A 12,258-nucleotide genomic window follows, 5' to 3' on the forward strand; every position below is an offset into this window, starting at 1 on the left:
CCCCCCCCCCCCCCCCCCCCCCCCCCCCCGCGGCCGGGGTGGCGGGGGTACCACCCGCTTGCGGGGGAGAGTGGCGGAGATGAAGACCGCCGACGACGAAGACGCCGGCGCAGCCGGGGTTGAGGAGTGGCGGAGATGAAAGTAGCTGTCGCCGGGGCCGGTGCGGTCGGGCGCTCGGTCACCCGCGAACTGGTCGGCAACGACCACGAAGTGACCCTGATCGAGCGCAACCCCGACCACGTCGACGTGGACGCCATCCCGGCGGCGCACTGGCGCCTGGGCGACGCCTGCGAACTGAGCCTGCTGGAGTCGGTGCACCTCGAGGATTTCGACGTGGTGGTCGCCGCGACCGGTGACGACAAGGCCAACGTCGTGCTCAGCCTGCTGGCCAAGACCGAGTTCGCGGTCCCGCGCGTCGTGGCCCGCGTCAACGATCCGCGCAACGAATGGCTGTTCACCGACGCCTGGGGTGTGGACGTCGCGGTGTCGACCCCGCGCATGCTGGCGTCGCTGATCGAGGAGGCCGTCGCGGTCGGCGATCTCGTGCGGCTCATGGAGTTCCGCCGGGGTCAGGCCAACCTGGTCGAGATCACGTTGCCCGACGACACGCCGTGGGGCGGCAAGCCGGTGCGCAAGCTGCAACTGCCGCGGGACGCCGCCCTGGTCACCATCCTGCGCGGTCCGCGCGTGATCGTGCCGGAGGCCGACGAGCCGCTCGAAGGTGGCGACGAGTTGCTGTTCGTCGCGGTCACCGAGGCCGAAGAGGACCTGCGCGAACTGCTGCTGCCGAGCGCTGAGCCGGGCGAGCCCGCGCCGGCCGGCTAGCCCGCGTCGCGGGCCTCGACCTCGTCGACCGCGGAGATGGCGCGCTGGGCCGACCTGTAGGCCGCATACGTGGCCAACGCGGCCAACGCGGTCAACGGCCAGCCCATCCCGATCCGGGCCACACCCAGCCAACCGGTCTGATCGGCCTCGTAGAGGTGCCGCTGCACGAGGAACCGGGCGCCGAACACCAGCACCCAGCACAGGGACGCCGCATCGAAGGCGTACACCGCCCGGGGTACGTCGCGCCAGGTGTGCTGCCGCCCGCCGGCCCAGCTGGCCAGGTAGCCGACCAGCGGCCGGCGCACCAGAACCGACGCCGAGAACACGACCGCCCACAGCAACGACATCCAGATGCCCAGCAGGAAGTAGCCCTTGGAGTCCCCCATGACGTAGGCGACCAGCGCGCACACGACCACACCCCCGAAGCCCGAGAATGCCGGTTGCATGGAATCGCGCCGGATGAGCCGCCACAGCAGCACCAGTGCGGACACGCCCAGGGCGGACGCGATTGCGGGCAGCAGCCCGAGCAGGTTGGAGGTGAGCACGAAGGTGACCACGGGCAGCGACGAGTAGACGACACCGCTGACCCCGCCCAGCTGCGTCAGCAGGCGTTCGGCGCCTGTGCGCCCGGTGCTGACGCCACCGCCGTCCGTCGGGCCGATCGGGTCGGCCGCCCCGTCGCCGGAGACGGTCACCGCTGAATTTCGTAGCGCGGGTTGTAGATCGCCTTGGTGCCGTTCTCGAGCTTGCCCACCCGGCCCCGCACTCGCAGGGTGCGGCCCGAGTCGATGCCGGGAATCCGGCGTTGACCCAACCACACGAGGGTGACGGTGTCGGTGCCGTCGAACAGTTCGGCGCGCACGCCGCCCGCGCAACCCTTGCCGTTGGTCTCCACGCTGCGCAGCGTGCCGACCATCGTGACCTCCTGGCCGCGCTCGCAATCGATCACACGCTGCGCGCCGGTGCTCGCGACTTCGTCGGACAACTCCTCGCAGTCGCGTTGATCCGGGTGCTCCGTCAACCGACGGGTGAGCCGGCGCAGATACCCTTGGGCCCCCATGGCCACTCCTGACAATGCCGATGGCGCTTTCCGTAATGCCAACGGACACCGTAGACCTGTTGGTTCCCGCGTGCCAATCGGGCCAAACCGCGTGTTGGAGCGAACGTCACGGCCGGGCAGCATCGGAAAGGTGGGTGTCGATCTGCGCGGTGTCACGGCCGTGTTGCTGCCCGGAACCGGCTCCGACGACGATTACGTCCGCCGGGCGTTTTCCGGCGCGTTGAACGAGGCCGGAGCGGTGCTGGTGACCCCGCCCCCGCAGCCGGAGCGCTTGATCGACGGCTATCTGTGCGCGCTGGACGACGCGGCGCGGGCGGGCCCGGTCTGCGTCGGCGGCATCTCGATCGGCGCCGCGGTGGCAACCGCCTGGGCGCTGGCGCACCCGGATCGCACGGTCGCCGTGCTGGCCGCGCTGCCGGCCTGGGCCGGGGCACCCGGCTCCGCGCCCGCCGCGCTGGCGGCACGCTATTCGGCGGCCCGGCTGCGCAGCGACGGGCTGGCGGCGACGACGACGCAGATGCGGTCATCCAGCCCGTCCTGGCTCGGTGACGAGCTCGCCCGGTCGTGGCGGGCCCAGTGGCCGCAATTGCCCGACGCGATGGAAGAAGCGGCGGGCTACGTCGCACCCGGCCGCGCGGACCTCGCCCGGCTGACCGCGCCGCTGGCGGCGGTCGCCGCCGTCGACGACCCCATCCACCCGCTGCAGGTGGCCGTGGAATGGGTCACCGCCGCGCCGCGCGCGGCCCTGCGGACGGTGACGCTCGAACAGTTCGGCGCGGACACCGCCGAACTGGGCGCGGCCTGCCTGGCCGCGCTGGGCGACCTGTGAGCCCCGTGAGTCCGGCTCAGCCGCCGGTCGTCGACCGCAGCTGCTGCATGGCCGATCCCTGCGCGCTGCGGCGTTCGGCGGGCCCCTCGGGCGCCTGTTGCGCCTCGCCCTGCTGCTGGGCCTGCTGCGCGGCGGCGGCCTCCCGCAGCTGAGCGACCATAGGCTCGGGCAGCTGCACCGCCAGCGGGGTCCGCACCGGCAGCGGCGTGTCGCCGCGGCGAACCACCGTGTCCGCCAACGCCGCGCGCGCCTCGCGATCCAACGCCTCGATGCTCTCGTGCGTGCCGTTGACCACGCAGCGGATCATCCAGCGGAAACCGTCGACCCCGATGAAACGCACCACGCCGGTGGCGGTGCCGACCACTTCCCGGCCCCACGGGCCGTCCTGGATGCTGACCTTGGCCGAGTCATTGCGCAGCGACTCCGCGAGCTCGGCGGCCACCTCCCGCCACAGGCCGCCCGTCTTGGGCGCCGCGTAGGCGGCGATGGTGAAACGACCGTTGGGTGTGACGACCCACACGGCGCTGGGAACGCCGGTTTCGGTCAACTCGACCTGCAACTGGCCGCCGTCGGGCATCGGGATGAGCACCGAACCCAGATCGAGTCGGGCCACCTCGGCGATCGCCGGGTCCTCGAAGTCGTCGATGTCGAACGGGCCCTCGAGTGCGCCCGGCTCGCCGGAGGCCCGCGCGCCGGCAGCCTCCACCCCGGCCGCTGCCTCGACGGGCTGTTCGGATTCCGCGGGACTGCCGGGGGCGTCGTCCTTGCCGCGTCTACCTGAGCGCCTGCCGAATACCGCCATCAGCGCCGCTCCTCTCCATCGCTTCGTCCCCCTCGCCGCTTCGCGGCCGGGAGGTGCCCCACTGCATCATCGCCGGCGGTCACAAACTCGCATGTCCCCCGGAGGAACCGTGACCGCCGTCGCCACGGGATGTCTCGGCCAGCCCGGCCTCGTCGAACGACGCGACCTCCACCAGCTCCAACAACTCCACCCGCTGCACCAGGAGCTGGGCGATGCGGTCTCCGCGATGCACCACGACGGGCTCGGCCGGGTCGAGGTTGATGAGGGAGACCTTGATCTCACCGCGGTACCCGGCGTCGATGGTGCCCGGGCTGTTGACGATCGAAAGCCCCACCCGCGCCGCCAATCCCGAGCGCGGGTGGACCAGCCCGACCATCCCGAACGGGATGGCGACCGCGACGCCCGTCCGTACCAGCGCACGGTGGCCGGGATCGAGCGTGACGTCTTCCGCGCTGTAGAGGTCCACGCCGGCGTCGCCGCTGTGCGCGCGCGAGGGCACCGGCAGTTCGGGGTCGAGGCGAACGATCGCCAGAGGGGTCGACACGGGGGCACAGACTACCCTTGACCGCGTGTCTGGAACGCGCGTCGCGCCGCTCAGCGTGCGGTATCGCGAGCGGCTGTGGGTGCCGTGGTGGTGGTGGCCGCTCGGCTTCGCGCTGGCGGGTCTGGTCGCCTTCGAGGTCAACATGGGTGCGGGCGCCGCCTTGCCGGCCTGGGTCCCGTTCGCGACGCTGTTCACGGTCGCGGCGGGCACACTGCTGTGGCTGGGCCGTATTGAGATACAAGTCACCGCCGGGCCCGACGGCGTCGAGCTGTGGGCGGGCCAGGCGCATCTGCCCGTCACGGCGATAACCCGGTCCGCCGAGATACCGCGCTCGGCCAAGTCCGCGGCGCTGGGCCGCCAACTCGACCCGGCCGCCTACGTGCTGCACCGGGCGTGGATCGGTCCGATGGTTCTGGTCGTCCTCGACGACCCGGACGACCCCACGCCGTACTGGCTGGTGAGTTGCCGTCACCCCGGCCGGGTGCTGTCGGCATTGCGCAGCTGACCTTCGGGAGACTCAGGCCGCGCAGTCGGTGCAGATCATCACGCCGTTCTTCTCGCTGGCCAGCCGGCTGCGATGCTGCACCAGGAAACAGCTCGAGCACGTGAACTCGTCCGCCTGCTTCGGGATCACGCGAACGGAGAGCTCCTCGCCGGACAGGTCGGCGCCGGGGAGCTCGAAAGACTCAGCCGTTTCGGTCTCGTCGACGTCGACCACCGCCGACGCCGCCTCGTTCCGTCGTGCTTTGAGCTCCTCCAGCGAGTCTTCCGAGACGTCGTCGGTCTCGGTGCGCCGTGGAGCGTCGTAATCGGTAGGCATCGCCCAATCCCCTCACATGCCCTAAAACTTCAAGGCCCTAAAACTTCAAGCAACGCTTTGTACCAGCGTCGAACGCATCCACCAAACGATTCGTGCCCGTATCCCGACTCATTAGTCTGTGATTTGCATCACAGATAAAAATACGTCTTGCGTTCGGCCTCGAACAGTGTGATCAGCGTGCGACTAAAGTGCACCTGTGGTCGCACAAATCACAGAGGGTACAGCGTTCGACAAGCACGGTCGGCCATTTCGGCGGCGCAACCCTCGACCGGCCATCGTGGTCCTGGTGCTGCTGACCGTCGCGACCGGCGTTGCCTGGACGGTGGCGCTGACGCGACCGGTGAAAGTCCACGAAGCCGAGGCGTGCAATCCGCCACCCCAGCCGCAAGGGTCGGCCCGCCCGCAACTCGGCGAGCAGGTGTCGCGCACGGCGATGATGGACGTGTCGCCGGCCAAGCTGGCCGACACCAAGGTGCGGGTTCTCAACGCCAGCGGCCGGGGCGGCCAGGCCGCCGACGTCGCCGGCGCGATGAAGGACCTGGGCTTCGCGCTGCCGACCGCCGCCAACGACCCGATCTACGCCGGCACGCGGCTGAACTGCCAGGGCCAGATCCGCTTCGGCACGGCCGGGCAGGCCACCGCGGCGGCGGTGTGGCTGGTGGCGCCGTGCACGGAACTGTTCAACGACAACCGCGCCGACGACTCCGTCGACCTCGCGGTGGGCACCGACTTCGGCACGCTGGCACACAACGACGACATCGACGCCGTGCTGGCCAGCCTGCGCCCCGGCGCCACCGAGCCGGCGGATCCCATGCTGCTGCAGAAGATTCACGCCAGCAGTTGCTGAGCGCTCGGCTCAGTCCAGGATCGGGTCCAGACCGTTGAACCGCTCCAGGGCCGCGAGGAGTTCGTCGGCAATCCCGGGTGCGGCGGCCATCACCAGGCCCGCCCCGTCGATGTCGCGGGGCGGCAGCACCACCCGAGCCCCCGCCTCCGCCGCGATCAACCCGCCGGCGGCGCAGTCCCACACCTGCAGCCCGTGCTCGTAGTAGGCGTCCAGCCGCCCCGCGGCGACCATGCACAGATCCAGCGCCGCCGAGCCGATGCGGCGCACGTCGCGCACCATCGGCAGCATCCTGGCCAGCAGCTCGGCCTGGGCGGCGCGCCGCGGCGCGGAGTAGCCAAAACCGGTGCCCAACAACGCCATCGACAGATCGGCGACGGCCGCGCACCGCAACGAACGTGACTCGTGCCCGTCGGTGACGCGCGCGCCGTGACCGGCTGCCGCCGAATAAACCCGGCCGGCGACGACGTCGGCGACCGCCCCCGCCACCGACATACCGTCGACCTGGGCGCCGACCGACACGGCGTAGGCGGGGATGCCGTACACGAAATTCACCGTGCCGTCGATGGGGTCGAGCACCCAGGTGACCGCCCCGTCCGGTGCGGCATCCGCGGCGGCGGGCCCGCCGCCCTCCTCCCCGAGGATGGGATCACCGGGGCGTAGGCGCGCCAACCGATCTCGCAGCAGCCGTTCGGTTTCGGTGTCCACGACCGTGACCGGATCCGTCGGGGTGCTCTTGGAGCGCACCGCGCCACCGCCGCCACCCGCATGCGCGCCGAACACCTCGGCGCGGCGGCGCCGCACGAACGCGGCGGCCTCGGTGGCCAGCGTCTCGGCTATCGAGCGCAGCAGGGCGGGGTCGTCGTCGGTTCCGGTCACCGATCCATCGCATCACAATCGCCGCGGCCACGCAGAAACGGCAGCCCGGATCGTCGCCGGGCTGACCCGCATCGTCGCCAGGCTAAATCGTCGCCAGGCTAAGGTGAGCCGGACAACCCCCACCTCTCCCCCGCCGAGGAGACTCGATGACCAGCACCGAATCGAGCACCGACACGCCCGGCCCCGAGACGGTCGCCGGGGTGCCGCGGCGTCGCGGATTCGGCGTCGATGTCGGTGGCAGCGGCATCAAGGGCGGCGTCGTCGACCTGGACACCGGGCTGTTGATCGGTGACCGGATCAAGGTGCTGACCCCCCAACCGGCCACGCCGTCGTCGGTCGCCAAGGCCATCGCCGAGGTCGTGGACGGATTCGGGTGGACAGGTCCGCTCGGGGTGACCTACCCGGGTGTGGTCACCCACGGCGTCGTCCAGACCGCGGCCAACGTCGACAAGTCCTGGATAGGCACCAACGCCCGCGACATCATCAGCGCCGAACTGAACGGGCAGGACGTGACGATCCTCAACGACGCCGACGCGGCCGGACTCGCCGAGGAGTACTACGGGGCGGGCAAAGGCCAGGCCGGACTGGTCGTGCTGCTGACGTTCGGCACCGGGATCGGCTCCGCGGTCATCCACAACGGCACGCTGATACCCAACACGGAGTTCGGTCACCTCGAGGTCGGCGGCAAAGAGGCCGAGCAACGGGCGGCGTCATCGGTCAAGGACAAGCACGGCTGGAGCTACGAGAAGTGGGCCAAACAGGTGACCCGGGTGCTCGTGGCCATCGAGAGCGCCATCTGGCCCGACCTGTTCATCGCAGGTGGCGGCATCAGCCGCAAGGCCGACAAGTGGATTCCGCTGCTCGAGAACCGCACCCCGGTGGTGGCCGCGGCGCTGCAGAACACCGCCGGCATCGTGGGCGCCGCCATGGCCGCCGGCTTCGCCGCGACGCGCGACCTGACGCACTGAAATCTGCCCGGTCGGGCGGTCCGAGCTCCCCGTATCGCTACAATGGTCCTCGGCGGCAGCCCAAAGTCATTAGCGTGCGTATGGCCACGCTGATATCCAACGCCGGCATTCGACATAGCAGACACTTTCGGTTCAGTATGCCCAGAGCACCGAAAGTGAATCCGACCGAAGGGGTGTAAGTGGCAGCGACCAAACCCAGCACCGATGAACCGGTGAAGCGCAACGCCACGAAGTCACCCGCGTCACCCGCCAAACGGCCGGCGGCAAAGCCCGCCAACGGCACCGCGCCCGCAAAGCGGGCCGCCAAGTCGGCGCCGCGGAGCACCAAGTCCGCGGAGCACGAGGCCGACCCGGCGACCGACGACGACAAGACCCGCGCCGCCGCGAAGAGCGCCGCGCCGAAGACCCCGGCCGCCCGCGGCAGCAAAGCGGCAGCCAAAGAATCCGGGACCGAACCGGACGCCCTCGACGCCGGCGAGGACCTGGACACCGAACCGGACCTCGAAGGCGAGCCGGGCGAGGAGATCGACATCGCCGACCTCGTCATCGACGACCTCGACGAGGACGCGGCTCCGGCAGGTGATGACACGGACCTGGACGCGGCCGAGGACGGCGAGGACGACGCCGTCGTGGTGCCCGCCGCGGCCGCCGCGGCTCCCGCCGACGACGACGAGGGGATCGCCGAGCCCAGCGAGAAGGACAAGGCGTCCGGCGATTTCGTGTGGGACGAAGACGAATCCGAAGCGTTGCGTCAGGCCCGCAAGGACGCCGAACTCACCGCGTCCGCCGACTCGGTTCGCGCCTACCTCAAGCAGATCGGCAAGGTGGCGCTGCTCAACGCGGAGGAAGAGGTCGAGCTGGCCAAGCGGATCGAGGCCGGCCTGTACGCCACGCAGCTGATGACCGAGATGACCGACCGCGGCGACAAACTGCCCGCAGCCCAGCGCCGCGACATGATGTGGATCTGCCGCGACGGCGACCGCGCGAAGAACCACCTGCTGGAGGCCAACCTGCGGCTGGTCGTCTCGCTGGCCAAGCGCTACACCGGCCGCGGCATGGCGTTTCTGGACCTCATCCAGGAAGGCAACCTGGGCCTGATCCGCGCGGTCGAGAAGTTCGACTACACCAAGGGCTACAAGTTCTCCACCTACGCGACGTGGTGGATTCGCCAGGCCATCACCCGCGCCATGGCCGACCAGGCCCGCACCATCCGTATCCCGGTACACATGGTCGAGGTGATCAACAAGCTGGGCCGCATCCAGCGCGAGCTGCTGCAGGACCTGGGCCGCGAGCCCAGTCCCGAGGAGCTGGCCAAGGAGATGGACATCACCCCGGAGAAGGTGCTGGAGATCCAGCAGTACGCCCGCGAGCCGATCTCGCTGGACCAGACCATCGGCGACGAGGGCGACAGCCAACTGGGCGACTTCATCGAGGACAGCGAGGCCGTGGTGGCCGTCGACGCGGTGTCCTTCACCCTGCTGCAGGACCAGCTGCAGTCGGTGCTCGAGACGCTGTCCGAGCGCGAGGCCGGCGTGGTACGGCTGCGCTTCGGCCTCACCGACGGCCAGCCCCGCACGCTCGATGAGATCGGTCAGGTCTACGGGGTGACCCGCGAGCGCATCCGCCAGATCGAGTCCAAGACGATGTCGAAGCTGCGCCACCCCAGCCGCTCCCAGGTGCTGCGCGACTACCTGGACTGAGCGACACTCCCAATTGTTACGCTGACCAGCGGATTTGTTGGTCAGTACAGAAATAGTAGACATGCACAGCGCTACCAGTCAAGATATCGACATGGCGCGTCGCACACCCCCGGCCCTGGATCTGGCCTCGCTGCTGCCCTCCTGGGAGCTGGCGCTGCGCTCCGAGCGCAAGTCGGCCCAGACCATCAAAAGCTACGGCGACGGGGTACGCGCGTTCCTGCGCTGGTGTGAGAACACTCAGCGGCGCCCCGCCCTGGACCGCGACCTAGTTAAGGGCTTCGTGGCCGACCTGCTCGACAACGGCGCCGAAGCGGCCACGGCCCGGGCCCGCCAGCTCGGCGTGCGCCGGTTCTCGGCGTGGCTCGAGGAGGAAGGCGAGATCGACACCGACCCCCTCCTCGGACTCAAGGCGCCCAAGCTCGACGCCAAGGTCACCGAATCGCTGACCGAGGACGAGCTGCGCGCGCTGATCAAGGCGTGCGCCGGGCGGGAGTTCCGCGACCGCCGCGACGAAGCCATCGTGCGGCTGATGGCCGAGACCGGGATGCGTGCCGGGGAAGTCTGCGGGCTCACCGTGGCCGACGTCGACCTGAACCGGGGCCTGGTCACCGTCCGGCGCGGCAAGGGCGGCAAGGGCCGGGTGGCGCCCATCGGGCCGCAGACCGCCCGGGCCATCGACCGCTATGCGCGCGCCCGGCGCACCCACCGGCTGGCCGGCGGCGGGGCACTGTGGCTCGGCGACCGCGGCAAGAACTTGGAGTACTACGGGCTGCACGCGGCGCTGAAGTACCGCGCCCAGTTGGCCGGGCTCGATGGCTTCCACCCGCACCTGTTGCGCCACACCGCGGCGTCGCGGTGGCTGGCCGCCGGCGGCTCGGAGGGTGGCCTGATGGCTGTGGCCGGGTGGTCGACGCGGGACATGATCGACCGCTACACCAAAGCCACCGCCGGCGAACGCGCGGCCGCCGAAGCCCGCGGACTAAATCTGGGGGAGCTGTGAACGACAGGATCACCATAGTGAAGCCGAGTCGCCACGGCGATCGCAGTCTGCACACCTTCGTGCGCGACGACACCGGGAACTGGTGGCATTGGAATCCGCCAAGCCGCGGCCAAACTAACGAATGGGCCCGGCGAACGGTTGAGGCCGGCCGAGGGGCCCGATTCGACGGCAGTCTCATGGTATTCGGTCGCCACGACGAGGACACATCACGACCGAGTCGGGCCGTCTCCGACCGGCCGCTGAACGACCTTACCGATGCGATCGCCCTGGCCGACGGCGTGGACATGTCCGGGTCGACGCTCACCGTCATTCTCAACGCACTGGGCAGCGACAACCGCCCAACGGTCTACCTCTCCGACATCAACACTGTTGTGTCCGAGTGCGGTTCGTTGGCTTGGAAAGGCCCAATCACTTCCCGAACCGCAGAGGCAACACGCAGTGGAAGCGCTATACACCGAGATTTTGCGGCGCTGTACTAAAGTGTAGTTCGTCTTTCGACTTTGTCCCGGACGAGAAATGATCCGGGTCGAACGCCATCCGGCGGGCGGTCTTCAGGGCGCTCCTCACGGAGCCCCAACCTCGTCATTCCTTGAGGTGAAGAATGCCGCTCACACCGGCCGAACGTTCCCTACGCGGCCAGATAGCCGCGCACGAATCCTGGTCCCGCACCCCGGACCGTTCAGCACGAACCTTGAACGCGCGCAAGGCAATGCTCGACAAGTTCGAGCAGCAGGTCGATCCTGATGGCAAGCTGGCGCCAGCCGAACGCGCCCGTCGCGCAGAACACGCTCGCAAAGCCCACTTCAAACGGCTGGCGTTGAAATCAGCCAGGGCGCGGCGTCTACGCGCAGGCGGTGACGACGCAGCGTGACCACAGAAAACGAAAGGCGGCTCCCGACAGAGCCGCCCAACGCACCAAAACCATCAACCACCACCAACGATAGCCGATCCGGTCACCGAGACGCAGTTGACGCGCTGACCCGCATCGTGTCGTCACAGCAAGTGAGCTGGTGGGAGGTTAACCGGCTCGTCACGCCCCTGTTGGCCGGAGTCGGGTCGTGGCCGATGGCCGGGACGCCGGCCTGGTGCAGCCTCGCCCAGGACGACCCGGCGAAGTGGGCTGCGCTGCTGGATGCCGCCCAGCATTGGGCGTTGCGGGTCGAGACGTGTCAGCAAGCACACGCGGAGGCGAGCCGTGACATTTCAGCTGCCGCTGATTGGTCCGCGGTCGCTCGCGACTTGCGCCGGCATGCCGCCGCGGCCAGGGCCGGCGCTTACATCCGCCGGGAGGCGTCGTGAGCGACAAGCCCGAGAAGCGCTCGCAATCGTCGCAATTGGTCGATATGGCACGAGACAAGTACAGCCTGGCCGTCAGCGATGACGGCCAGCCGTACGGAACCTATCCCGATGTACCGCACGTGGCGTTGCCGCTGCGCGGCGGCAAGCTGGGCTTGCGGGCGAGCCTGGCGCGGGACTATTTCGAGAAACACAAGACCGCGCCATCCTCGCAGGCGCTGGCCGACGCGTGCACGGTGCTCGAGGGCTACGCGATGCAAGAGAGCCCGCGGCCACTGCACTTGCGCGTGGCCGGGCATGCCGGCCGCGTGCATATCGACATGGCAGACAAAGCCGACCGCGTCGTCGTCGTTGGCGACGGCGACTGGCACATCGCGGATATGGCCCCCGTCGTGTTCCGCCGCACGGAGCTCTCAGCTCCGCTGCCGGATCCCGCCCGCGGCGGTGACGTCGAAAAGCTCTGGCAACACGTCAATGTCGCCGAAGGCGACCAAGCGGTGCTTCTGGCCGTGATGGTTGCGGCCTGGATCCAGCCAGACGTGCCCCATGTCGTTCTGGGGTTGATCGCAGAGCACGGAAGCGCCAAGAGCACCGCGACTCGGCGAATCGTCGCATTAAAGATGTTTCGGTAATTGGGTGAGTCATTTCGCCGGATTCGCCCTGCGGTAGGGGACAATTAGCGTGTGGCAGG

At 69.4% G+C, this 12,258-nt stretch carries 17 protein-coding genes; 11 read left to right on the forward strand and 6 right to left on the reverse strand.

All coding sequences use genetic code 11. From position 1 onward, the window contains the following. Positions 1-135: 135 nt before the first annotated feature. Positions 136-825: a potassium channel family protein gene (locus FPZ47_RS23595; protein WP_144946343.1), complete on the forward strand. Its 690-nt coding sequence runs from the start codon at positions 136-138 to the stop codon at positions 823-825. Here FPZ47_RS23595 and FPZ47_RS23600 read toward each other — a convergent pair. Both FPZ47_RS23600 and FPZ47_RS23605 read right to left on the reverse strand, forming a co-directional pair. Further along, positions 822-1,487 (reverse strand): DUF3159 domain-containing protein, encoded by a 666-nt coding sequence (locus FPZ47_RS23600; protein WP_144946420.1) that lies wholly within the window; start codon positions 1,485-1,487, stop codon positions 822-824. The genes FPZ47_RS23595 and FPZ47_RS23600 overlap by 4 nt on opposite strands. A gap of 29 nt (positions 1,488-1,516) precedes the next feature. Beyond that, complete coding sequence (locus tag FPZ47_RS23605; protein ID WP_144946345.1) at positions 1,517-1,885, reverse strand: OB-fold nucleic acid binding domain-containing protein; 369 nt, start codon at positions 1,883-1,885, stop codon at positions 1,517-1,519. Between the two features lie 130 nt (positions 1,886-2,015). On the opposite strand from FPZ47_RS23605, the gene FPZ47_RS23610 reads away from it, so the two are divergent. After that, positions 2,016-2,714, forward strand: a complete 699-nt coding sequence (locus FPZ47_RS23610) for an alpha/beta fold hydrolase (protein ID WP_144946348.1) — start codon at positions 2,016-2,018, stop codon at positions 2,712-2,714. 16 nt (positions 2,715-2,730) lie between these two features. Here FPZ47_RS23610 and FPZ47_RS23615 read toward each other — a convergent pair whose 3' ends face one another. Together FPZ47_RS23615 and dut are read right to left on the reverse strand one after the other, a co-directional pair. Next, the gene (locus FPZ47_RS23615) at positions 2,731-3,516 is read right to left on the reverse strand and encodes a DUF3710 domain-containing protein (protein ID WP_144946351.1); all 786 of its coding nucleotides are present in this window, start codon (positions 3,514-3,516) and stop codon (positions 2,731-2,733) included. 79 nt (positions 3,517-3,595) lie between these two features. Then, positions 3,596-4,060, reverse strand: a complete 465-nt coding sequence (gene dut / locus FPZ47_RS23620) for a dUTP diphosphatase (RefSeq protein WP_144946354.1) — start codon at positions 4,058-4,060, stop codon at positions 3,596-3,598. Positions 4,061-4,085: 25 nt separating this feature from the next. On the opposite strand from dut, the gene FPZ47_RS23625 reads away from it, so the two are divergent. Then, positions 4,086-4,565, forward strand: coding sequence for a DUF3093 domain-containing protein (locus FPZ47_RS23625; protein ID WP_144946357.1), 480 nt, complete (start codon positions 4,086-4,088; stop codon positions 4,563-4,565). 12 nt (positions 4,566-4,577) lie between these two features. Here FPZ47_RS23625 and FPZ47_RS23630 read toward each other — a convergent pair whose 3' ends face one another. After that, on the reverse strand, positions 4,578-4,880 hold the full coding sequence (locus FPZ47_RS23630) for a DUF4193 domain-containing protein (RefSeq protein ID WP_144946360.1): 303 nt from the start codon (positions 4,878-4,880) through the stop codon (positions 4,578-4,580). A gap of 196 nt (positions 4,881-5,076) precedes the next feature. Here FPZ47_RS23630 and cei point away from each other — a divergent pair, with 196 nt between their 5' ends. Further along, positions 5,077-5,727, forward strand: coding sequence for an envelope integrity protein Cei (gene cei / locus FPZ47_RS23635; protein WP_144946363.1), 651 nt, complete (start codon positions 5,077-5,079; stop codon positions 5,725-5,727). Between the two features lie 9 nt (positions 5,728-5,736). Here the strand turns inward: cei and FPZ47_RS23640 are convergent, their stop codons facing one another. Next, complete coding sequence (locus FPZ47_RS23640) at positions 5,737-6,603, reverse strand: inositol monophosphatase family protein (protein ID WP_144946366.1); 867 nt, start codon at positions 6,601-6,603, stop codon at positions 5,737-5,739. Between the two features lie 146 nt (positions 6,604-6,749). Here FPZ47_RS23640 and ppgK point away from each other — a divergent pair, with 146 nt between their 5' ends. The 7 genes from ppgK to FPZ47_RS23675 all read left to right on the forward strand — a co-directional run bounded on the left by ppgK (position 6,750) and on the right by FPZ47_RS23675 (position 12,199). Further along, positions 6,750-7,571, forward strand: coding sequence for a polyphosphate--glucose phosphotransferase (gene ppgK, locus FPZ47_RS23645; protein WP_144946368.1), 822 nt, complete (start codon positions 6,750-6,752; stop codon positions 7,569-7,571). Positions 7,572-7,750: 179 nt separating this feature from the next. Continuing rightward, entirely contained in the window at positions 7,751-9,271 is a 1,521-nt protein-coding gene (locus FPZ47_RS23650) for an RNA polymerase sigma factor (RefSeq protein WP_144946371.1), read from the forward strand. A 91-nt stretch (positions 9,272-9,362) separates the two neighbouring features. Further along, on the forward strand, positions 9,363-10,271 hold the full coding sequence (locus FPZ47_RS23655) for a tyrosine-type recombinase/integrase (RefSeq protein WP_246133215.1): 909 nt from the start codon (positions 9,363-9,365) through the stop codon (positions 10,269-10,271). Continuing rightward, entirely contained in the window at positions 10,268-10,750 is a 483-nt protein-coding gene (locus FPZ47_RS23660; protein WP_144946374.1) for a hypothetical protein, read from the forward strand. Before FPZ47_RS23655 ends, FPZ47_RS23660 begins: the two co-directional genes overlap by 4 nt. 122 nt (positions 10,751-10,872) lie before the next feature. Then, positions 10,873-11,142, forward strand: a complete 270-nt coding sequence (locus FPZ47_RS23665; RefSeq protein WP_144946376.1) for a hypothetical protein — start codon at positions 10,873-10,875, stop codon at positions 11,140-11,142. Further along, on the forward strand, positions 11,139-11,570 hold the full coding sequence (locus tag FPZ47_RS23670) for a DUF2742 domain-containing protein (protein ID WP_425461724.1): 432 nt from the start codon (positions 11,139-11,141) through the stop codon (positions 11,568-11,570). The genes FPZ47_RS23665 and FPZ47_RS23670 overlap by 4 nt, the downstream gene beginning before the upstream one ends. Beyond that, complete coding sequence (locus FPZ47_RS23675; RefSeq protein WP_144946382.1) at positions 11,567-12,199, forward strand: hypothetical protein; 633 nt, start codon at positions 11,567-11,569, stop codon at positions 12,197-12,199. Before FPZ47_RS23670 ends, FPZ47_RS23675 begins: the two co-directional genes overlap by 4 nt. The last annotated feature ends 59 nt before the right edge of the window (positions 12,200-12,258 follow it).

The organism is Mycobacterium helveticum (assembly GCF_007714205.1).
GTDB lineage: Bacteria > Actinomycetota > Actinomycetes > Mycobacteriales > Mycobacteriaceae > Mycobacterium > Mycobacterium helveticum.